The following is a 20660-nucleotide window of genomic DNA, read 5'->3' on the forward strand; positions in this document are numbered from 1 at the left end:
GAATCAAGGATTTTTGGCAAGCGACTGCTTGGCTTTTCCAGCAAGGGATTGCAATGCAGGCAATCAACCGAGCGATACGTAGGCGCAGCGCTTGTCAGCAACATATGTCACTTCACAAACATTAGCCATTTACTTAAATCGCATCGAACGAAGCACGTTTCGACCCAATTCAAGTGTACCGTTACTTATCAAAAAGAAAGCCTCTCAGCGTTCACGCGCTGAAATCCTGCATCGTGTGTTACTGCGTTTTCCGACAAAAAGGACTGACAACCTAACGACATAGTAAGTAAAGCATGCCTATTTTTACGTGCTCCGTAGCGTAATTCTCTCTCAATATTTATCCATTTTTCCCATTAAAAATGTCGTAATAACGAAAGGCACCTCATTCGTGAAACCTGATTTTGAGTCTATCAATGTAATTGGTAAAAACCTGTTCCGCAATAATGCAAAAATGGTGGCCGCTTCGGAGGTCGGCTACAGAATTGCACAAGAACAGAACATGATCGGTATCCGTGTCGACGCCAGCGCTGGGCAAAACAAGTTGCGTGATATCGCAACCGGCAAGGATTTTGTCAATTTATGCTCTTGCTCATATTTGGGGCTGAATAGTCATCCTGCGGTGTTGCAAGGTGGCATTGACGCTTTGCAAAGTCAGGGTATTACTGGCCTTGCGATGGCGGAATACCGCATCCGCTTGAGTGTGATGGAGGAGTTAGAGCAGGAATTGAGGGATCTTTTTAATGGACCGGTGTTACCCGCGATTTCTTGCAGTGCATTGACCGCAGGAATATTGCCGCTGCTGGCATCCGGACATTTAACCGATGGTGAGCCGATGGTGATGGTGTTTGATAAGTGCGCGCATTTTTCAATGGCTTTTATTAAACCGATTATCGCTGATGAGACACTGGTCCTGAACTGTCCTCACAACGACATGATGTATCTGGAGGAAATCTGCAAAAAATATCCCCGGGTGGCTTATATATGCGATGGCGTGTATTCGGTTGGCGGCGTCGCTGATCTTGCCGCTCTATTGTCGCTACAAGAGCGTTATGGCTTGTTTCTTTACTTTGATGACTCGCACTCTCTTTCGGTTGAGGGCAACAACGGTGAAGGTCACATCCGATCCCGGCTTGCCGCGTTAAACGACAGAACCATTATCGTTGCCTCAATCGCCAAGGCATTTGGGAGTACCGGCGGCATCGCCATGCTGGGTTCAGAAAAACATTTCGAATTTTTATACCGGGCTGGACCACTCGGATGGTCACAAAGCCTGCGCATAGCGGCAATCGGTACCACTTTAGGCAGCATCAAAGTACATAAGAGCGCTGAACTGCACACGCTTCAGCAACAGTTAACACACAATATTGCCTTATTTGATCGTCAGATCACCACGCTTCAGCGTGGCAACGGACTCAATATCAAGGTAGTCGAAGTCGGTGATCAGGGTAAAGCGGTCCATTTATCGAAAGCCCTTTATGAGAAAGGGTTTTACTGTTCGCCAGTATTTTTTCCTATCGTAGGTCGGGACAGAGCGGGTGTTCGGCTCATGTTACGCGGTGACTTGCCGGCAGAGATAGTGCAGTCTTTTGTCGATCAACTAAAAGACATACTGCGCAAAATGGATGTGCAACATTAATAGCCGACCATATCATCGCGAATGTCACATCGCACGTTGCTTACGCATGCGTTTTAGCGCGAACAGCGACGCGCTTCCACTTCGACCTCTATTTTTAATCGTCTAAATGGACACGCTTTCAAAAACCGGGGCGATGACATCTGACAAAAAGTCCACTCTGGCATGGATGGGCTTTATCGGTAGCATCATCGCTGTGCTGATGAGCATCATGGACATTCAGATTACGAATGCAGCCATTGGTACGATTCAAACGGCGCTGAAGTTCCCGCTGGAAAAAGGCTCATGGTTATCGTCGTCTTATTTGATGGCTGAGATCGTGACCTTGCCTCTGTCTGGGCTGCTGCTTAAGGCGTTGGGAACAAAACGTTACGCTTTTATTTTTTGCGTCATGTTTATGGTCAGTTCCATTCTGTGCGCCCAAGCGTGGAGTTTTTCAAGTCTGATTATTTTTCGCGCACTTCAGGGGGCGGCGGGCGGTGCGCTGATGGCGTTTGCCTATAATTTGATTATCATCAAATTGCCAGCGCACGAGCACTCCAAAGCGAACACGCTATTTGGTGCTACCGTGGCGTTGGCGCCCACACTTGGCCCCATGATTGCAGGCGTGATGACCGAGGCTTTTGGATGGCAGTCGCTGTTTTATATAAATCTTCCCATCGGCCTGCTTGCACTTTGTCTGATGATGGTCGGATTACGGCACGATATTCATCTGCCTTCCGTAAAGGGTCGGATCGATTTTATGGGGCTAATAACTATCGTGGTCGGGTTAGGTTGTCTTCAATACGTTCTCGAAGAAGGGCGCAGTCATAGCTGGTTTGCATCCACACCCATTTCTATGCTGTTCGTAACGGCAATGTCCGCATTAACCCTTTTCGTGGTGAATGAGTTGCGTACGAAAGATCCGTTGGTGAATCTCTTGCTTTTAAAAAATCGTCAGTTATTCATTAGTTGCATGGCGAATCTGCTGGCGGGAGCGGCGTTATTTGGTTGTTATTTTTTAATTCCTTACTTCCTCATCACGCTGAAATCTTATTCGCCTATCCAGATCAGTCATATTATTATATTCGGAGGAATCGCACAGCTGGCGGCACTGATGTGTATGCCCATTATTTTGAAGAAAATCAATATTTATGTGTTGATAGCTACAGGCAGTTTTCTCTTTGCACTCAGCTCCATCACCTGGAGTGTCGCATCCACCAATTTTCATTATGAGTGGATCATCGGAGCGCAAATATTACGAGGCTTGGGCGGGACACTCATGTTGACGCCTTTAGGAATATTGGCAACAACCTCGATAAAAAAGGCCGATGCTGCATCCGCATCGATTTTATTTAATGTATCGCGGACACTTGGCGGCGCGTTAGGAGTTGCCGTATTAACCACGCTAGTCAGTTATCTGCAAATACACTATTACGCTGTTTTGATCCGTACTTATGCAGACGTCCCGGGGGTTTCACTGTCCTCACTGGCCTATCAAAGTTATCAATCTGCGTTTCAAGATACATTTCAACTGATATGTATCGTACTTCTGATCACTTCTTGCATATTTGTCGCTCTACGCATCAAGGATCTCGTCAATCGATGAAAAAAAGATAATACGGAAACCATCATCCGCTTAGTCAGACTATGAGACCGCTTCATACTCTCTTCTGGTCATGTTTCCGCTCGCGCCGCAATGTTTTTCTGATAAAAATCCAGAAACGCAGGCGCGGGTAATGCCTTTGCAAATAGCCATCCCTGACCGTAATCAACCTCACGCATCACAAGGTAATCCGCCTGCGCTTGCGTTTCGATGCCTTCGGCGACAATTTTCAACTCTAAGGTTTTAGCCAAGTCAATAATATGGGGCGTTACACTGCTGGTCAGTGCATCGGTCCCAATCGTATCAATGAACGCCTTATCAATTTTTAGCGCATCCAGCGGGAGGCCCTGTAAGTACGCCAAACTGGAATAACCGGTACCGAAATCATCAATCGCCACCGTATATCCTAACTGCCGCGCTTTCGTAATCGTCCCTAGTGCAGCGCTGATATCCATAAACCCACGCTCTGTTGCCTCTAACCAGATCTGCTGCGGATGTATGCCGGTGTCATGCAAAGCTTTTCCTAATACCGTCAAAATACGCCCACTTTTGATGTCGCGCGCACTAAGATTAATGGCAATATGCAAGCGGCGGTTCATCACAAGTATATTTTTCATATCGCGAACAACTGCATCGACAACCTGATCGGTGATAGCAAAAATCAGACCACTATCCTCTGCCAACGGAATAAAAAGATCTGGTGCCATCATGTAGCCACTTGGTCGCTGCCATCGGACCAAGGCTTCGGCGCCCACGCACATGCCGGTTTTGAGTTCTATTATCGGCTGATAGTGAACGACAAACTCGCGTCGCTCAATCCCGATTTTCAATTCACCCAAGGGTGACAGCCTTCGGCGCGAAAGAACGACGATGGCTGCGACAATAAGTAATGCACTCAACAAGCCAAGCGGTAACAGCATCATTTGCTCGCGTCTCAATTGAGCGATTATTTTGCTACGCGGCTCAATGGCCACTGCCACTAATCCGGAGTCGCGAAGTACCGAAAAAAGGGTACCTTTCTTTTGGATTCCGGCACCCTTGCGCACAATCGCATTGACCGTTTCCATATCTGGATCGTGCAGGGTTCCAAGTAACTTACCTGCCGAGGTTAACACGGCCAATTGCACGTCGGGTTCGAGAATGACATCAGCAAATCGCCCGGAAGCAATCAGCACCATGTGCGACTTGTAATATAGGCTGGTCATGGTTTGGTCGCCGCCGAACTCAGGAGTCACGCCCACGCTTACCGCGACGCCATCAGGGAGCGTAAAGTCAACCGGATATTGTTTTATATGATTGGGAGCGGGACCACCGGCAGTACACTCCAGCAGACCGTTTGGTATGTATCCAATATCCTCAATGTTTTGCGTGGTGACCGTCACTAGGCGCATGTGCCTGATATGGTCTTCAGAACATGGTTTGACTGACAAATGCTCAAACTTATGCAATGCCTTCGCCGCACTGGTGAAAGTCATCGTTGATCGGTCAAGAGCGAGTTGAGAAAAAAGTTGAAGACGCTCTTCCTCCGCGCTCACCGCAAGATTCCAGGACACAAAAAAAGTCAATGCTAACGCGCCTGCTACACCGGCCAACGCCAGCAGCGTTGCAAAGATCATGACCTGCTTACGATTCAAATCGTGCTCCTACTTACGTTCTGGTGCGCCAGGATCTCGGCTACGCTCACTTCCATCGTACCGGGCCCCGCTGGTTATAATAATTAGAGGATACATGACAACCCATCCCTGCAATGCCGCATTGCAACTAATTATAAATATAGCATCGTACTTTCGAATGGAATCTAAGTCATTAACCTCACGCCTCAACCAGATCTCGCCTTTTGTCACCACCACTCGCCGCCGCTCTCTAGTATCTGTTGCCGTATCGGATGCCCTTTGAGCAGTCAGCCTAATGATGTGGTGTGCGGTGATTTCGACTAAGATACGTTCCCAACCTTTAGCAGCGAGCGATACCGTAATGACTGATTTGCCAATCCCCTCAGAAAGCATGCTTGATGAACCGGACCACGATGCCGAGGACAGCCTGGACACCATCACGCAGGAACCCCGTTTGTGGCGTGACGTCGGCTGGACAGCACGCGTTATAAAAAATGTGGACGACGAGGGCTGGGCGGTTGAGATGATCAAGGATGGCGAGCCCGAACCGGCGCTAGTTGGCCCATGGACCATGGGACGCGACAAAAAAAATCCCAAACCTCTGGACACAAACGCGTTTAATACACTGGTGAAGACCGCTTCAGAAGTTCTGCGTCGGCATGAGCAGCAACTGCACGCGATGCTGCATAAAGAAATTATTGTCACGACGCCATCTGCAACGGTCAACGTGACACTAGACATCGTTCCAGATGATGACTTTCCGTATGCGGTGCTGACAGCGCATAATGAGGATGGTACGCAACTGGCACAAGTCCAGGTCAGATCAAATTTCACGTTGAATAAAAATAGTGCCGCCGCTTGGGTGGAAGCCGACTTCCGCAAGCCAAATTAATAACAATTTAATAACAAATTATTTAGCTTGATAAGGGTAATCCGGCTCAAGACGACTCTTAAATAACCTTTGAATGGCGATTTGCGCGATGGTGAGTGGTCCAGCCAGAACAATCAACTTGTCATCGGGCTATCCATCACCATATAAGCGCTAGAGTTGTCGTCTTGATCATCGACACGATGTATAAGATTGATTTATACTGCTAGACGCTCCAAGGAAAAATAAATGCAATTTATGCAACTTATCCATCCGCAGGCAGCAGCAACACTCATCAAAACACCAACGACACTGGCAGGCTAGTGTGCGGATTCAAAACTAACCGCTCCAATACGGGTCTAAGGATGTATGAAAGACTATTACGCCGTTCTCGGCACCGAAAGTAATGCGTCGATTAGCGCGATAAAAAATGCTTACCGCAAAAAAGCCTCAGAATTCCATCCGGATAGAAACACGTCACCGGACGCACCAGCGCAATTTAGACAAGTACAAGAAGCCTACGATCTGTTGTCGGATGAAACCAAGCGCAGTGAATACGATGAAAATCGACGACGTAGTCTGTTAGAAAGTCCGCTCGAAACGGCGCAACAAATCTGGACCACCTACATAAACAAGGTTTTGCAATGATGCTCTCCTCCTATTTTGAAGACTTGACCAAAGCCTATCAGGCTGAATTGGAAGACTTGCGTAGCGACTCTGAGGGTAACGATATCCTCAAGTCCCGACTTAAAGCCAAGCGCGCCCAATTTGCCCTGATGATGCCAATGATCGACACCGCGCCGGAAATGGTATCGGTCGCCTTTCACGGTGGCGTCAGTTTTCCGAATCCGCATGCGATGGTTCTGCTGTCGACTAATGAGCTGGACGAATTTCCGTCCTGGGATGAGATTGCTGCCACGGTAGAGTTTGCGCCATGGGCGGATGAGTTAGTGGCGATTGCGCTGAAAGAAAGCGGTGGCGAGAGCTTTCTGATTACCACCGTTTGCCTTGAATACCTCTACGAAAAAAGCAACGGCAATTATCACGGTGATTATGCCAATCAATCCAGTATTGATGAGTCAGACGACAGCGTGGATGAAGTCGAACGTGATGAAGATCGCGATCAGGATCTTGAAACCGAAGGCGCCGACTGGCTCGCCGAGCAAGGTTTTGACCGTCACTAAAATGACACCGCATCAAAGCGCTGCATTTAATTCCGCGGCGCTGTGATGCCGGTCAACGACCGTCTCCAAGCAGTAAGCCAGGATGTAAGTCACGATGATGGGTTGCCTGAGTAATACATTTATCGATGCTGTTGTAGCAACGTTGACGTATTAAGGATGCCGTATTAAGGACGACTTATAAACGTGATTTATCAAGGTGGCAGAGGTCATCGCACCGGACCTTCTTAACATTTACTCGCTGATCACCCGCCATTGATCACCCGCTTACACGACATACAAATCGGGCACTTTGAGCGTTCGTATTCTTATGTGATTAGCGTCAGTTACCCGACAATGACACTTGTTTGCCTTTATCCCTATTTTTTGTATCCTTTTACAAAGTAAACCATGACAAACGCGCTCATAGTTAAAGCAGCCAATCTAATCCGTGAAGGCGATATTGCCGGTGCAGAATTTGCACTGGTTAATCTGGCAGAAACGGAAGGCGATTACGCCCTGGTCGCCGTGCTGGAAGAAATGCCACCGAAAGATTTGCTCGCCGTGATCCGCGAGTACGACACTTCCAAAGAATCAGTAGTTAATTTGCTGGTAACGCCGGAACAGTTTGCGCGCGCGGTTGTGATCGAGAAGCTGTACGCCGATCATACGCATGTGCGTCTGCGCGGCATGATGAACTCGGTACTTTTTCGCGACGACACAAAAACCAGTGATTTCATCGAAGCGATCGCCGAGTGCGAGGGCGGTTACGAAGCTTTTATCGACTATCTGTCGGACCGCGACGATGAAGTCACCCATTTTGCGGCGTTTGACACATTTAACGTGAATTTCACCGAAGATCGCGACGCCGTCGAAAAATCTGAAGTGGCGGACCGCGACTGGAAAGAACTCACCTGGTTGCTCAAGCATGAGCACGAAGACATTTTTGAGCAAGTCTGGCCAACGTTAAAAAAACGCAGTATCGAGCGCAAACGGCGCGAAGCTGAACTAGAACGCCTTGAACAACTTGAGGCCGCCCAGGAATACGAGGAAGACGCGCCAGCACCGGTTAAATCCCCAGCCAAACCGTCCATCGCCATTGATCCATCCGAAGAGTCGGCGCTGTAACGGACTGACGCAGAATTGAAATAAGGTCTTGGCTGAACGGATGCTTAAAGCAAGACAGCTGACGCGTGGATGCGCGCAGTACCGTTCACCATCATCGAATCTGCGGTCACCTTGAGACTTTATCCCTGACTAGCTTAGCTAGCTATCACTCTCAGGGATAACGGTGACTTGCTTTTTCGTGTCAGCCTGTTCGCCGGTCAGTTGCGTTTTCCGTACCGCGCTTTTGGGTTCCAAAATCTGGCGCTTCATATTGCCAGCACACCCGTTCCTTACCTCTTAAATGTCTCGCCATGACCGATAACAATCGTAATATTGCCACCGTCGATAAGCGCCCTTTTTTTGAAAAAGCGCTCAGTTACGGCGTACTAAACGACATCATTGACCATGCCAAACGTCAGGCAATCATTGGTGATGGCGCGAAAGGATCAGTGCAGATCGCAGATTTTTTCGGTTCCAGCCATCTCTATACCGACCTTGATAACGCCCGCAAGCGGATGATTAATCTGATCAGCCTGTTCCTTGAAGATGCTTATGCCAGCGACCTCGAAAAAGCGGCGATCTCGCTACGCGACAATACCTTTTTATCGCACTCCCGCGGCGGTAACGACATGTTAAAGGCCTTGCATGCATTACCCGATTGCGCGGTGTTCGGCGATGTAAAAAGCCAGGATTTAAAAAGCTTCCAGGACGAGCGGACGCTCATCAAACCTTATACCTTAAGCGCCTACCGCAAGGAACGCCAAACTCGCGAAGAAGATGCCAACACATTAGCAGCGGCAACCTGGTTTGCCAAAAGTATGGCGCTACCACGCTCCGCACTCGAATTTACCAGCGCAGAAACGGTTATCCGCAGCGCCATATTGGTACGCGCTGCGGGAGCCGACAGCTTCCCTAACCGGCATGCTTTTGCCACTTTGCTGAGTACGATCCGTGCACAGGCAACCGCAGTTGGCAAACTAAAAATAGCAAAAAAATTGCTCGACGATGTGCCGGAAGAATATCTAAAAATCAGCGATAAAATTCGCAAGGAAATTGAAAAGCACGATGCCCCGCTGATCGCCAACAACACCATTGCCCTCGACGAATTGCGCAATACAATCGAATTACGCTACTTCGTGCGCGAAAGTGGCATGGATGATGTCGAGGAATTTGACACATTAATGTCAGAGGAATGGCGACGGGTCACCGGTGGCAAAGAGGATCCGTTCTCACGCCTCACCGCCTTTTTATGTATCGCCGCTGACATCAAACCAAAAACAACGATTTCAGAAGCGGAAGCAAAAGCGATTACGCGGCAGGTGCGCCAACATGGATTCAATACCGACGCCGTAGCGGAATTTATCACCACGGCTGCACCATTTGAGATGAAAGAAAACCTGTTGTCGCTTTGGGAAGATGAGTTTTTGCCGGAAGCAACATCTTACTTACTTGATCAAGACGACATCAAGTACCTCAGCGCGATCAAATTTTTAAAAGAAAATTGCAATATAAAGCTAAAAACAGCGAACGTGGGCAAGAAAAAAGCGGCATAAAATTGTCGGACGAGTTGCTAAGCCCAATGTGAACTCAACAACCAGTTTCACTCGGGATCACGTCAATTTATGGCGTTGAACCCGTTTTCAGCGGTGCACTTTGCAGCCTTTGAATCGTTTAAACCTGATTTCAACTATTTTCAACCCGTTTTCACCCTCATTGCTAACGGAGCCTCAATCACCAGATTCGATTCTGCATGGGCCACACAAGGAAGAATATAGCCGTCGAATTTTTCGTCAGCGCTCAAGCCCGGCCATTCAATATCATATCGAACTCGCCCGCTCAACATACGGCAAAGGCAAGTGCGACACGTCCCGTTTCTGCATGAGCTTGGCAGGATAATCCCATTGTTTCTGGCCGCTGCTAGCAACGCCACATCTCTGGTCGACTCAAACGCAAAGCCTTTTGGCTCTACCTTTACCTGGAATGATTGACTCAACGGTAGTGGCGCGGACTTATTCAAAGGCCGACTCGGTGGCGCATTTATCATCTAAAACATTCATTAGCGTCAGTTAATTCGGACCGACGGAAGGCATCTGGTACCACATATCATTAAGGTTATTTTGTTGATAGTTGTCATACGACAAATAAGTGGAACCCACTATCATGACGGTGGCAATACATCTGATAAACGTGATTTTCACAATGACCACCTTTTCGTTAACAAGGTGTCACTACAATACACCTTTTTGCGCAGTATATTTTGCTGTTCATTCTGATACTTGGTCCATCTCGATCGAGCGATTCTGGAATGACGCCACTTTTGAGAGATCATCCCTGATTTTTTTGCCCTGACGTCGATTTATCCATTAAAGTAACGCTCTTCAATCTAGGTCAATTACTTAAGTATTGGGATTGGGATTTTGATTAACGGTAAGGTGCAAGCATGCAAGACACAGATATTCCAAATGTTGACCCAATTGATCTCCATGCTAAACGGCCCTGGATCGTGTTGAATACGACCTATGACATTGAAGCATGGATCGACAGCTACAATCGCGATCTGCAATACGCGATAAAAAAGTCTAATGCGACCGGTTATGGCATCTGCTTTTTTCTGGAACTGGGCGGTGAGATATTTTTGCACACCACGCAGGATGGTGACGTTGTACTAGACGTCACACCCGATGCCGAATGGGTCTCGCCGGTGATCACTGCGGCGACCAGCGTGCAATCGCCTGGATCGCAAATATGGGCATTACCGAGCGACACATTGACGCAGCTGATACTCGGCCTGAGTAACATGATTGCATCAACCCGCATCGTGCTGGATCACCCATTCAAAGTGCCTAAATATTAACGTCACGGCACACTCTCACATTTTGCCAGCGGCAGGCGTGATCATTGCATCGTCGCCAGCATCAATAGTGCGGCGGCCGTTCATGCGGTGTCTGACCTTGTTCACTGCTTTCCCGCGCATCTTTAATCAAGCGGGCTAACGCTGCGCAGAGGGTTTCCAGCTGATCAATCTTTTGCTGCTGGCGATAGACCAGCTTGTTTAACTCATCCAGCAGATCCTCCTGATGCGCGATCTTAATCTCGATGGCGACAAAGCGCTCTTCTGAATCGATTTCATGATTTGTCTTATGCGGCACGGTGAACTCCCTTAAACATTTTGGCAGCGCAGAGTGTAACGCACCGCACGATTTTATTAAGACTTACGCAAAATCGTCCCTTCGGCGTTGTGTCTTCATGCGGTTGGTTAAGGCGATGGAATGCAACTAAATCAAATTAGCCACCCAAGCTAACGTAAAAATCGCGCAATTACATATCCGAAGATTTTTCGAGTTGGGCCGAAGTATCCGGCGCGCCCATCATTTTTGCCGCAGCCAAAGGCGTAACGCCGTTGGCATCCACTGCATTACGTTTAGCACCGTTCGCCAGCAGAAAGTCGACGATCTCTGTGCGGTTAAACATGGCTGCCATCATCAACGCCGTCTTGCCATCCGGCGAAGCGCCTTCAACATCGGCGCCGTGCGCCAATAAAAGTTGGATCATTGGCAGGTCGCCTTTGAATGCCGCGCCGGCGATCGGCGTCTGACCGTTATTATTTCGCAGTTCCGGGTCAGCTTTGTGCGCAAGCAGCAGGCGGACAGCTTCGATATGACCGTGATAGCTGGCCAGCATCAATAAGCTATCGCCCTTGTGATTACGTAAATTGGGCGGCAAGCCTTGCGTCAATAACGTGCTGAGTTTGGCACTATCGCCGTTGCGGGCGAGTTCAAACATTTCGTGGGCAAAATTCAGCGTGGCGTCATCCAGGTTGGCATCTGCCGATGGTGCACTTGTAAATCGTTCATCCATTTGAATCTCCAGCTATTCCCCGTCATTGCGACGCGGTTCAATTCACGGTTACTTGGTTATTCAGCTATGTGTGCGCGATTGGGTGCAGCGACGATGTGCCGCCGTTACACCCGTTCGAATTTAATCGCTCAACGCTGCCTTGGCAGCTTCTTCCGGAGTTAGCCCATCATAAAATTGGTCGGTAAACCACTCGACGTCCTCTTCGATGTGGTCCTGCGCCTGCGCGATCGTTGCACCGCCCGCCACTAAAAATCCTTCTACTTCAATACACCAGTTAATCAACGCCAGCGTCTCTGGATCCAGTTCGTTCTTTTTTGCCATCATGGCTCCTTTTATTAACATCGCCTGCGATGCATTCAGTAATGTTGAATATGCCACTCAAGCAGCATAAGCCAAGATTCACACCCTTGCGCTGACAAATGCGCAAGACCCCTCAATCTTTTCCGGCATAGTGAATGATACAGGTCAATGCACAAGTCCCAATCTTCGCTGCGGGGTGTGAGTCAGTATTAACGAAATGATCAACATGGCAACTACAAAGAGCTGTTGGACGATGTGTTTTAATCGTTCTCTATATGGAACAGTGAGTATAAATTATCCCATCTACCCACTTCTGTTGAGTCCTTGTATCATCATCAAATAGAAGAACTTGACGGTGTAACGAAAGGAAAATGCAATGAAAACAATTCTCGGTGTCTTGAGCGCTCCACGGCAGCATTGGGTTGGTGACGGCTTCCCTGTCCGGTCACTATTTTCGTTCGACACGCTCGATGGCCACTTAAATCCGTTCCTGCTTCTCGACTACGCTGGTCCTGCAGAGTTTGCACCAACTGAACACCAGCGCGGTGTCGGCCAGCATCCGCATCGTGGATTCGAGACGGTGACAATTGTCTATGAGGGCGAAGTTGCACATCGCGACTCCACCGGCAACGGCGGCGTTATCGGTCCCGGCGACGTGCAATGGATGACGGCGGCTTCGGGGATTCTGCATGAGGAATTCCACGCGCCTGAATTCAGCAAAAAGGGTGGCGCGTTCGAGATGGTGCAACTCTGGATCAACCTGCCCGCCAAGGACAAAATGGCACCGCCGGGATATCAGGGAATCATCAATAAAGATATTCCTGTCGTCAGCTTGGCGGACGATGCCGGCACGATGCGCGTCATTGCGGGAGAATTCAACGGTGCACAAGGTCCGGCGCATACCTTCACACCGATTAACGTGTGGGATGTGCGTCTGCGTCAGAACAGTAGCACGACACTCCCGATCCCGACTGGTCACGTCGCGGCGGTCGTCGTATTGCACGGGACGATACTGGTCAACGGCGCTGAAGTCGCGCGTGAGGCACAAGTGGTATTGCTTGATCGTGACGGTGACTCAGTGCTGCTGGAGGCGAATAGTGATGCGACATTGCTGTTGTTGAGCGGCGCACCGCTGGATGAGCCCGTATTCGCTCACGGCCCCTTCGTTATGAATACGCGCGAAGAAATTGTCACGGCGATGCAAGATTTTAACAGTGGACGGTTTGGCGAAATCGCACCAGCAACTTCATGAGAAGCTAACTTAACTGACTAACGCAAGCGGCTAACTCACAGGACTCTCAATGAGCAATATCGGTTTGGTAATACGGCATCCTTAAACCGTATTACCGAATGCGATAAAATTCATCAGCCATGCCCATCAAACCGATTATTAACGACGCGGCACCAACCCCGCCAGTCCAACCAAATTTGGATGATTGCTGCGCGAGCGGATGCAACCCGTGTATATTTGATCTCTATGAAGAGGAGATGGAACGCTATCGCGCCCGCTTGCAGCTTTGGGAAGCGAAAAATGTGGTGATCGCAATTAAAAAAATCGTTAAAAAATCCAATGTTAAAAAAATCGTAAAATCGTCTAAAGCCCGTTAAGAAATAACTAATCATTACTGCCAACTCCACTGAGAGGAATGTGCCATGCGGATGAGCGACGAGGAGTATTTTCGGAGTTGCGTTGCCAAAGAGCGACGTTTGGCGCAATTGCTGGGTTTCGAGAACATCGAGGAATGCTACGAACGGGCCGGTACTTTGTTGGTCAATACCGACGCGCTACCACAATGGACGCGTGACTGGAAAGCCTGCGGACCATTGATTGCCGCCTATTGTATTCCCATCCAATACGGCAAAGATCCGGCGCACGAGCATGGTGATGCGGTCATCAGCGGTGCCATCAACGTCCCACTTTCCGACCATCCAACCAAAGATCGCGCCATCATGTTTGCTGTAGTGAAAGCAGTCATTGCATTGCTGGAGCATGCGAAATGCCACCAAGCCAAATAGAATTTTTCTTCACCCTATTTACCCGTTTATCTATTCACGACAAGTAGTGAATAAAGCTTATTTAGTCGATACCAATCGCAAAAGCGTAATTTCGGAGGGTGCCCAGATCCGTTTCGGTGGGCCCCAATAGCCGGTTCCGCGACTGGTATATACCCAGAGATTGCGCAACTTGTTCAAGCCGGCGGTGAACGGCTGCTGCAAAGGTACAAACAAATTCCAGGGAAAAAACTGTCCGCCATGCGTATGGCCGGACAACTGCAAATCAAAACCGGCATCAGCGGCGGCTTCTGCCGAGCGTGGCTGATGCGCGAGAAGTAGCCTCATACCCACATTACCCTTAACGCCGCGCATGGCCAGATGCGGATCGCTGCGATGCGATTCGTCAAAATGATGCGCGCCAAAATCGGTCACACCGGCCAAAAGAATCGATTCGCCCTGATGATCAAGCACCACATGCTCATTCATCAACACTGTTAATCCAAGCCGCCGTACTTCTGCGATCCACGCATTCGCGTTTGAGTAATATTCGTGATTTCCTGTCACAAAATAAACGCCATGCTGCGCTTTTAGATCCGCTAATGGCGCTGTATGCGATGCCAGTCGACTGACGCTGCCATCCACCAGATCACCGGTTACCGCAATCACATCTGCGCCCAAAGTATTGACGCGTGTGACAATCGCGTTCAGATAACCGCGCTTGATCGTCGGGCCCACGTGAATATCGCTAATCTGGGCAATCGTAAATCCATGCAAACCACGTGGAAGTTGGCTAATCGGTATATCTACTCGTACCACTTTGGCTAACCTTCTCGCATTAAAAAAGCCCAGCAAGGTACTAACAATAGCCAGTACTGGCACAGCGCAAGCAGTGATTACGGATAAATGGATAGCGGGAACATCAAACCATCCCGACACTATCAGGATGACTGTGCGCAACAACGTCAGCATCAGTAGCGACGAAAACATGCCCATTGCCAACATGCCGATCCAGGCCAGCCGGTCCGATAATGGTTGTCGTTTAATAAACGACGCCAATAACCCGGCAGGAATCAGCAAAAATGATGACAGGAGCCAGCCGCCACCGAGCCATTTCATCGGCGTTGATACGGGCAACGCTGGCAATATCTGCCAGCCGATGAGAATATGCAGCGCCGCAAGTAGGCAAAAAACAATCGCAACGGTCACACGTGATCGCATACACATTCCTATGATTAAGCGTCGTGAAACCCCGGCGCTGGTCGCTAACTGATGGCTGATGGCTGCCTAGATCCAACTGTTAAGCTAATTTTTAGTCCAAATTTTGTCTAAGGTATACAGGCGTTGAGTTTGCCCTTATTGATTATTATATTGGTGCGGGCAAGACAGTTTCAATAGGCTCGATTTTGCAACGACGATGCCATTTATTATCTTTTTAGCAGTAATTATTTTCAATTCCATCAACCTTTGTCGTCGAAAAAAGCTAGTCTGCGCCCCCAACTACAACGAACACCATGATTGCGATAACATTGGCTATTGATAAAAAGCGCCATCAATAGTATGGTCCGCGCCATTACACCTTATTTGGAGCGACATAATGAACGAACAACCGGCAACAAATTTTTTCTGGGATGACTGGAAACAAGAAGCGTTAGCAGCAGGTGTAGCAGCGCCACTAGCAGCGTTAGGCAGCGATGTTTTACGCTTGCACCGTTTGAACCGGTGGGGTGACGAATTTTTGGGTACGTTTGACGATGCACCAAACATGTTAACGATGTGCCTGGAAGAGCCAGCCGAGACAGAATTAATGTTTATCGAAAACCTCAATCCTTACGATACCGACTTGATCGCGGCAACCAAGATTCGTCTTGGCTTGAAATAACATACCGTCCGGGTCGCCCACGCGGCGACGCGGAAGGAGTATCTGCGTCACAATATAGGCGAGCCATCCTGCCACTACGGCCTTTGGAACATCACATTCCGCGCCAGCGCTTAACCGTTTTCGCGACTATCTTTCGTCGAACACTTTGTCTGGCGTTTTAAGCGCAATCATTACATTCGTGTTTGCTGAGTATTTTAAATTTCGCCCTAAGGTTGAAACCGATAGAACGCTCCTCGAAGATATCTAGTCGGTTTTCGCTACTTTCTGTCGAACGCCGGGCGACAAATCGATTTAGCGGCCAGAAACTCCCAACACTCTTTTTTAAGATTCCAGCGCAAACCTTTATTATCAGCACTTTCCTCGTCAACTAGAAATCGACGGCACCAATCTCCCACATTATTCAACAGCGATACTGATGATGCGAAGAGTCACCCAATGGCCGTCAAATCTGATCCTTGGATTTGAGGTAGACTAAGTGCCTGCTTACTACTACGCTAAGAATAACGTCCAAAAAACAATGCCAACTGACCACTCTTCAGAAACAAGCGGCGAGCCGATTTCAGCGCGTATCCGTGCGCGTATCGAGAAAGCCGGCGTCCGCTTTCATGCTAACGATAATATTGCCTCGTTCATCAAGGATGGCGAACTAGAGGCATTACAAGCCGAAGTGCAGAGCAAGCTTTCCGGGGTTCTGCAAAGCTTGGTGATTGACATCGAAAGTGACCACAATACGCAAGATACCGCGCGTCGCGTTGCCAAAATGTACATTCAAGAAGTGTTTAAGGGGCGCTATCAAGCGCCGCCGCCAGTGACTGAGTTTCCCAACGTTGAACAACTCAATGAGCTCATGATCGTTGGCCCGATTACCGTGCGCAGCGCCTGTTCGCATCATTTTTGTCCGATTATGGGCAAAGTCTGGATCGGCGTGATGCCCAATGAGCATTCCAACCTGATTGGCCTGTCCAAATATGCGCGGTTAATCGAATGGGTCATGGGCCGACCACAAATTCAGGAAGAAGCCGTATCGCAAGTTGCGCAACTGCTGATGGAAAAACTGAAACCGGATGGACTCGCCATCGTGATGGAAGCCGATCATTTCTGTATGAGTTGGCGCGGCGTCAAAGATACCGATGCAAAGATGATCAATAGCGTTATGCGTGGCTCGTTCTTGAGCGACGCTAATTTACGGCGCGAATTTCTAGCTCTGATAACCAAGCGAGGATGACATGCTAGTCCGTTTGATTTACGCCAGTACGGCCAGCGAATTGGTCAATCACGAGATGATTGAAAAAATTCTTGAGGTGTCCCGTAAGAACAATCCTGCCAATGGTGTGACAGGCGTGCTTTGCTATGGTGACAATATATTTGTACAGGCGCTGGAAGGCGGTCGCGAGCAAATCAATAACTTATACGCACGTTTGCAACAAGACCCGCGCCATACCAAACTAATCTTGCTCGACTATTCAGAAATTGAAGCGCGTCAGTATTCAGGCTGGACCATGAGCAAAATCCGCCTGGATCGCATCAATCTATCGTTATTGCTAAAATATTCAGCAACGCCAACACTCAATCCTTATGTTGTGTCGGGCTGCACGACAGTTGCATTACTTGAAGAATTGGCCGCTACGGGATGCTTTTCTTCCCGCGACTAGCAATTTTAGTGGCTGGCATTAAAGAAATTTCATGTCAGCCACAACAACCAGCTTATTGACCTGCCCACGAAAACAGCATGCCAATACGGCTACAGATCACAACGCAGCGGAGACGGTTTGCGTAAGTCCGCTAAGTTTTGTTAACCCAGCAGGTCTTGCAAAGCGTCTTCTAGCTTTGCATGTAAAAAGCGATAGCCTAATCCTGTTATCTGCGTCGGTATCACTTTTTGTCCGCCTAATAACAAATAGGCCCGCTCTGCCAGCGCCAGCCGCATGACGAATGCGGGTGCGACAAAAATGGCGGGGCGGTGCAATGCTCTGGCGAGTTTTTCGGTAAAAACGCGGTTGGTGACTGGTTCCGGTGCCGTCATGTTAAATGGGCCGGATGCATGCGTGTGATGCAACAATACGAGCACCATCGCCACATAATCGTCAATATGGACCCAACTCATCCATTGATGTCCATCACCCAAACGCGCACCCAAACCCAACTTGAACGGCAGCAACATTTTCCCCAGAATACCGCCCGAGCGATCCAGCACCAAACCGGTTCGTAACAGACAAACCCGCACGCCCATGGCAGTGGCTTTTTGCGCAGTTTCCTCCCATGATGCGCATAACGTCGCACCAAAGTCGGTAGACGTCGGGCTGGACTCATCGAACGTATTGTCACCACCGTCGCCATAGAAACCGACCGCCGATCCACTCAACATAACAGATGGTTTTTGATGGCTGGCGTCTATCCGCTTGACCAAATCTTCAGTCAGTCGGATACGACTGCGCCAAAGCAATTCTTTGCGCTCCTCGGTCCAGCGCGCATCGACAATCGGCTCGCCTGCCAAGTTGATGATTGCGTCAAAAGTTTCTTCACTTTTCCATTCATCGAGCGATCCAAAGGCGCGAACCGCTGCGCCACATTTGTCCTTTACCGTGTCAGGTTGACGGCTTAGGACGGTAATGTCGTGATCGGCCTGAAGCAATGCCTGGCATAAACGCCTTCCAATCAGACCGGTTCCTCCGGTTATCAAAATCCGCATGCTGAGATGCTCCTATCCTAATGAAGCAATGGATGATAAAAAAAGTCAGGACTACATGCTCGCCAGTTTTCGACTAGCGACGCTTAAACCATCCCGTCAGTGATAAACGTTCACGGGTTGCCGGCAAAACTTCATGCGCCATGTCACCAGACATAAACAATGCCAGACTGCCAGCCAGCGGCAAAATGTCTTGCGGCGGCTCACCCTCCGGATAAAGACGTAAAGCCCCGCCATGTTCCGGCAACCAGTCTTGATTGAGATACAGCACGACCGAAACAGTGCGGCGGTCGTCATCGCGAAAACGGTCTACATGCTTCTGATAAAACGCCCCCGGTGGATACAAGGCAAAGTGCGTTTCATACGCGTCCAACCCAAGATACAGTGCCAGATTCAACTCTTGCCGGAGCGTGTCCATGACGCGCAAGTAATGATCACAATCCACCGATTGACCAGCTTCCAGCCATTGAATATGATCACCACGCACGCCATCGCGTATAGCCTGACCTGCGCCACGCCCAACACCGGCAGCCGTTAGCTTACCGTTATCGGCGCGTGTACGGCATTCGGCCGCAAGCGCCAAAACCACACTCGGAGGCAAAAAATCACATTGCTGTGACCAGCCACGGGCGACCAAATCGTCGACGATCTGACCAATTGAACTGATCGAAGCAATCTGATTGTTAATGGCAGTCGGCAAAGACGTTTGATCGGAGATGGAAGTTAGCATTGGCGAAGGCATCGACGGTGGCACAGGATTCACCGATTTTATCAGCAACTCGATTACTTAATGACAACGTTAAAAAAGTTACTTTTAAGCACAAATTGATAGGCTGCAGAAATAAACAATAGGGAAATCAGGCCGTAACCAACGCCAACATCGGTATTAGTGTTGGTTCGCGTTGTCGTCTTAGTGCTCCGCTTCATACTGAGCGCGACGGCGCTCTTCTTCTTCCTCACGAGCCAGCGCAATTTCACGCACCACGGCGCCTACATCGACGACCTTATTATTCACCGCGATTTTGCCGGTGAGTTTCACATCGGGAGTTAACAGACCAGCGACGTACAATGCCCAGATTTCCTTGCCGTACTGCGTGCTCTGGAGTTGTGGGGCGAAGCGACCAAAATAGGTCGCTAAGTTATCAACATCACGCTCCAACATCTCAGCCGCACCAGTATTCCCCGCGGCATCAACTGCCTGCGGCAAATCGATAATTACGGGACCGTGCGCATCCACGAGAATGTTGTACTCCGACAAATCGCCATGGATCACACCGGCGCAAAGCATCAGCACAACCTCACGCAGCAACATCGCGTGGAATTGCAGCGCCTGTTCCTCGCTCATTTCGATATCGTTCAGACGTGCTGCGGCGTTACCAGCTGCGTCCGTGACCAATTCCATCAACAGAACGCCTTCAAAGCAAATAAAAGGCTGTGGCACCCGCACACCGGCGGCGGCTAAACGGTATAAAGCATCAACTTCGGCGTTTTGCCATACTTCTTCCTGCATCTTACGGCCATAACGACTACCTTTTTCCATCGCGCGCGCCTGACGGCTATTCTTGACCTTGCGGCCTTCCTGATAGGATGCATTCTGGCGGAAGCTGCGCTGATTCGCGTCTTTATAAACCTTGGCACAACGGATTTCTTCGCCGCAGCGGACGACGTATACGGTTGCTTCTTTGCCACTCATTAGTTGGCGAATTACCTCGTCTACCAGGCCCTCTTCTACTAACGGTTCAATTCTTTTTGGGGTTTTCATAGATAAATAGGTGACGATCTGAACCTTGCATACTAAGGCATAAAGGCAAAGTATGGCGCAAATTGGCTAATAGTTCTTTAAAGAAACGTATGTCACCGTCATTCGGCGCACGTCGAAATCTTCCTATGACGCCGAGGGATGCCATTAGCCAGCATCCGCAGCATTTTTGAAGATGTTGCCAAGGGGGGAATTTAGGCCGCATGCAGGGCTACCC

The 20660-nt window shown here is 49.2% G+C and carries 23 protein-coding genes; 14 read left to right on the forward strand and 9 right to left on the reverse strand.

Annotated features, from left to right (window positions below; translation table 11 throughout):
* The first annotated feature begins 388 nt into the window (after positions 1–388).
* On the forward strand, positions 389–1636 hold the full coding sequence (locus RGU75_RS06645; RefSeq protein ID WP_322234177.1) for an aminotransferase class I/II-fold pyridoxal phosphate-dependent enzyme: 1248 nt from the start codon (positions 389–391) through the stop codon (positions 1634–1636).
* 133 nt (positions 1637–1769) lie between these two features.
* Complete coding sequence (locus tag RGU75_RS06650) at positions 1770–3221, forward strand: DHA2 family efflux MFS transporter permease subunit (protein ID WP_322234180.1); 1452 nt, start codon at positions 1770–1772, stop codon at positions 3219–3221.
* Positions 3222–3289: 68 nt separating this feature from the next.
* Here RGU75_RS06650 and RGU75_RS06655 read toward each other — a convergent pair whose 3' ends face one another.
* The gene (locus RGU75_RS06655) at positions 3290–4852 is read right to left on the reverse strand and encodes an EAL domain-containing protein (RefSeq protein ID WP_322234182.1); all 1563 of its coding nucleotides are present in this window, start codon (positions 4850–4852) and stop codon (positions 3290–3292) included.
* Positions 4853–5192: 340 nt separating this feature from the next.
* Here RGU75_RS06655 and RGU75_RS06660 point away from each other — a divergent pair, with 340 nt between their 5' ends.
* The 5 genes from RGU75_RS06660 (at position 5193) to RGU75_RS06680 (ending at position 9519) form a co-directional block, all read left to right on the forward strand.
* The gene (locus RGU75_RS06660) at positions 5193–5723 is read left to right on the forward strand and encodes a hypothetical protein (RefSeq protein ID WP_416186792.1); all 531 of its coding nucleotides are present in this window, start codon (positions 5193–5195) and stop codon (positions 5721–5723) included.
* A gap of 345 nt (positions 5724–6068) precedes the next feature.
* On the forward strand, positions 6069–6347 hold the full coding sequence (locus RGU75_RS06665) for a DnaJ domain-containing protein (RefSeq protein ID WP_322234184.1): 279 nt from the start codon (positions 6069–6071) through the stop codon (positions 6345–6347).
* Entirely contained in the window at positions 6344–6883 is a 540-nt protein-coding gene (locus RGU75_RS06670) for a hypothetical protein (RefSeq protein WP_322234187.1), read from the forward strand. The genes RGU75_RS06665 and RGU75_RS06670 overlap by 4 nt, the downstream gene beginning before the upstream one ends.
* A gap of 387 nt (positions 6884–7270) precedes the next feature.
* Positions 7271–7987 carry a hypothetical protein gene (locus RGU75_RS06675; RefSeq protein ID WP_322234189.1) on the forward strand — a complete coding sequence of 239 codons (717 nt, stop codon included), beginning with the start codon at positions 7271–7273 and terminating at the stop codon, positions 7985–7987.
* Positions 7988–8277: 290 nt separating this feature from the next.
* The gene (locus RGU75_RS06680; RefSeq protein WP_322234191.1) at positions 8278–9519 is read left to right on the forward strand and encodes a hypothetical protein; all 1242 of its coding nucleotides are present in this window, start codon (positions 8278–8280) and stop codon (positions 9517–9519) included.
* Between the two features lie 140 nt (positions 9520–9659).
* On the opposite strand, the gene RGU75_RS06685 is transcribed toward RGU75_RS06680, so the two are convergent.
* Positions 9660–10010, reverse strand: a complete 351-nt coding sequence (locus RGU75_RS06685) for a 2Fe-2S iron-sulfur cluster-binding protein (RefSeq protein ID WP_322234193.1) — start codon at positions 10008–10010, stop codon at positions 9660–9662.
* 396 nt (positions 10011–10406) lie between these two features.
* Here RGU75_RS06685 and RGU75_RS06690 point away from each other — a divergent pair, with 396 nt between their 5' ends.
* Entirely contained in the window at positions 10407–10820 is a 414-nt protein-coding gene (locus tag RGU75_RS06690; RefSeq protein ID WP_322234196.1) for a hypothetical protein, read from the forward strand.
* 61 nt (positions 10821–10881) lie between these two features.
* On the opposite strand, the gene RGU75_RS06695 is transcribed toward RGU75_RS06690, so the two are convergent.
* From RGU75_RS06695 to RGU75_RS06705, 3 genes are all read right to left on the reverse strand, one after another.
* A complete protein-coding gene (locus RGU75_RS06695) occupies positions 10882–11115 on the reverse strand; it encodes a SlyX family protein (RefSeq protein ID WP_322234199.1) in 234 nt (77 codons plus the stop codon).
* Positions 11116–11284: 169 nt separating this feature from the next.
* Positions 11285–11824, reverse strand: coding sequence for an ankyrin repeat domain-containing protein (locus tag RGU75_RS06700; RefSeq protein WP_322234201.1), 540 nt, complete (start codon positions 11822–11824; stop codon positions 11285–11287).
* A 120-nt stretch (positions 11825–11944) separates the two neighbouring features.
* Positions 11945–12148, reverse strand: a complete 204-nt coding sequence (locus tag RGU75_RS06705) for a hypothetical protein (RefSeq protein ID WP_322234203.1) — start codon at positions 12146–12148, stop codon at positions 11945–11947.
* A gap of 352 nt (positions 12149–12500) precedes the next feature.
* On the opposite strand from RGU75_RS06705, the gene RGU75_RS06710 reads away from it, so the two are divergent.
* The 3 genes from RGU75_RS06710 (at position 12501) to RGU75_RS06720 (ending at position 14140) form a co-directional block, all read left to right on the forward strand.
* Complete coding sequence (locus RGU75_RS06710) at positions 12501–13376, forward strand: pirin family protein (protein WP_322234205.1); 876 nt, start codon at positions 12501–12503, stop codon at positions 13374–13376.
* A 119-nt stretch (positions 13377–13495) separates the two neighbouring features.
* Positions 13496–13732, forward strand: a complete 237-nt coding sequence (locus tag RGU75_RS06715) for an oxidoreductase-like domain-containing protein (RefSeq protein ID WP_322234208.1) — start codon at positions 13496–13498, stop codon at positions 13730–13732.
* A gap of 45 nt (positions 13733–13777) precedes the next feature.
* Positions 13778–14140, forward strand: coding sequence for an aminoacyl-tRNA synthetase (locus RGU75_RS06720; RefSeq protein WP_322234210.1), 363 nt, complete (start codon positions 13778–13780; stop codon positions 14138–14140).
* Positions 14141–14197: 57 nt separating this feature from the next.
* Here RGU75_RS06720 and RGU75_RS06725 read toward each other — a convergent pair whose 3' ends face one another.
* Positions 14198–15337 carry a metallophosphoesterase gene (locus RGU75_RS06725; protein WP_322234213.1) on the reverse strand — a complete coding sequence of 380 codons (1140 nt, stop codon included), beginning with the start codon at positions 15335–15337 and terminating at the stop codon, positions 14198–14200.
* Between the two features lie 376 nt (positions 15338–15713).
* On the opposite strand from RGU75_RS06725, the gene RGU75_RS06730 reads away from it, so the two are divergent.
* From RGU75_RS06730 to RGU75_RS06740, 3 genes are all read left to right on the forward strand, one after another.
* Positions 15714–15998 (forward strand): hypothetical protein, encoded by a 285-nt coding sequence (locus RGU75_RS06730; RefSeq protein ID WP_322234216.1) that lies wholly within the window; start codon positions 15714–15716, stop codon positions 15996–15998.
* Between the two features lie 517 nt (positions 15999–16515).
* The gene (gene folE, locus RGU75_RS06735; RefSeq protein ID WP_322234218.1) at positions 16516–17223 is read left to right on the forward strand and encodes a GTP cyclohydrolase I; all 708 of its coding nucleotides are present in this window, start codon (positions 16516–16518) and stop codon (positions 17221–17223) included.
* 1 nt (position 17224) lies between these two features.
* The gene (locus tag RGU75_RS06740; protein ID WP_322234221.1) at positions 17225–17650 is read left to right on the forward strand and encodes a BLUF domain-containing protein; all 426 of its coding nucleotides are present in this window, start codon (positions 17225–17227) and stop codon (positions 17648–17650) included.
* 140 nt (positions 17651–17790) lie between these two features.
* Here the strand turns inward: RGU75_RS06740 and RGU75_RS06745 are convergent, their stop codons facing one another.
* The 3 genes from RGU75_RS06745 to RGU75_RS06755 all read right to left on the reverse strand — a co-directional run bounded on the left by RGU75_RS06745 (position 17791) and on the right by RGU75_RS06755 (position 20446).
* The gene (locus tag RGU75_RS06745) at positions 17791–18687 is read right to left on the reverse strand and encodes a TIGR01777 family oxidoreductase (RefSeq protein WP_322234223.1); all 897 of its coding nucleotides are present in this window, start codon (positions 18685–18687) and stop codon (positions 17791–17793) included.
* A gap of 73 nt (positions 18688–18760) precedes the next feature.
* Complete coding sequence (locus tag RGU75_RS06750; protein WP_322234226.1) at positions 18761–19414, reverse strand: 2OG-Fe(II) oxygenase; 654 nt, start codon at positions 19412–19414, stop codon at positions 18761–18763.
* Positions 19415–19594: 180 nt separating this feature from the next.
* On the reverse strand, positions 19595–20446 hold the full coding sequence (locus RGU75_RS06755; RefSeq protein WP_322234229.1) for a PA4780 family RIO1-like protein kinase: 852 nt from the start codon (positions 20444–20446) through the stop codon (positions 19595–19597).
* Between the last annotated feature and the right edge of the window lie 214 nt (positions 20447–20660).

Source organism: Glaciimonas sp. CA11.2, from assembly GCF_034314045.1.
In the GTDB taxonomy this organism is placed as follows: Bacteria; Pseudomonadota; Gammaproteobacteria; order Burkholderiales; family Burkholderiaceae_D; genus Glaciimonas.

Coding starts and splice junctions, on each gene's coding strand:
- RGU75_RS06700 (WP_322234201.1), bottom strand. CDS start 11,824: ATGGATGAACGATTTACAAGTGCACCATCGGCAGATGCCAACCTGGAT.
- RGU75_RS06750 (WP_322234226.1), bottom strand. CDS start 19,414: ATGCTAACTTCCATCTCCGATCAAACGTCTTTGCCGACTGCCATTAAC.
- RGU75_RS06725 (WP_322234213.1), bottom strand. CDS start 15,337: ATGCGATCACGTGTGACCGTTGCGATTGTTTTTTGCCTACTTGCGGCG.
- RGU75_RS06675 (WP_322234189.1), top strand. CDS start 7,271: ATGACAAACGCGCTCATAGTTAAAGCAGCCAATCTAATCCGTGAAGGC.
- RGU75_RS06715 (WP_322234208.1), top strand. CDS start 13,496: ATGCCCATCAAACCGATTATTAACGACGCGGCACCAACCCCGCCAGTC.
- RGU75_RS06660 (WP_416186792.1), top strand. CDS start 5,193: ATGACTGATTTGCCAATCCCCTCAGAAAGCATGCTTGATGAACCGGAC.
- RGU75_RS06755 (WP_322234229.1), bottom strand. CDS start 20,446: ATGAAAACCCCAAAAAGAATTGAACCGTTAGTAGAAGAGGGCCTGGTA.
- RGU75_RS06685 (WP_322234193.1), bottom strand. CDS start 10,010: ATGATAAATGCGCCACCGAGTCGGCCTTTGAATAAGTCCGCGCCACTA.
- RGU75_RS06665 (WP_322234184.1), top strand. CDS start 6,069: ATGAAAGACTATTACGCCGTTCTCGGCACCGAAAGTAATGCGTCGATT.
- RGU75_RS06720 (WP_322234210.1), top strand. CDS start 13,778: ATGCGGATGAGCGACGAGGAGTATTTTCGGAGTTGCGTTGCCAAAGAG.
- RGU75_RS06670 (WP_322234187.1), top strand. CDS start 6,344: ATGATGCTCTCCTCCTATTTTGAAGACTTGACCAAAGCCTATCAGGCT.
- RGU75_RS06745 (WP_322234223.1), bottom strand. CDS start 18,687: ATGCGGATTTTGATAACCGGAGGAACCGGTCTGATTGGAAGGCGTTTA.
- RGU75_RS06710 (WP_322234205.1), top strand. CDS start 12,501: ATGAAAACAATTCTCGGTGTCTTGAGCGCTCCACGGCAGCATTGGGTT.
- RGU75_RS06730 (WP_322234216.1), top strand. CDS start 15,714: ATGAACGAACAACCGGCAACAAATTTTTTCTGGGATGACTGGAAACAA.
- RGU75_RS06690 (WP_322234196.1), top strand. CDS start 10,407: ATGCAAGACACAGATATTCCAAATGTTGACCCAATTGATCTCCATGCT.
- RGU75_RS06740 (WP_322234221.1), top strand. CDS start 17,225: ATGCTAGTCCGTTTGATTTACGCCAGTACGGCCAGCGAATTGGTCAAT.
- folE (WP_322234218.1), top strand. CDS start 16,516: ATGCCAACTGACCACTCTTCAGAAACAAGCGGCGAGCCGATTTCAGCG.
- RGU75_RS06680 (WP_322234191.1), top strand. CDS start 8,278: ATGACCGATAACAATCGTAATATTGCCACCGTCGATAAGCGCCCTTTT.
- RGU75_RS06705 (WP_322234203.1), bottom strand. CDS start 12,148: ATGATGGCAAAAAAGAACGAACTGGATCCAGAGACGCTGGCGTTGATT.
- RGU75_RS06650 (WP_322234180.1), top strand. CDS start 1,770: ATGACATCTGACAAAAAGTCCACTCTGGCATGGATGGGCTTTATCGGT.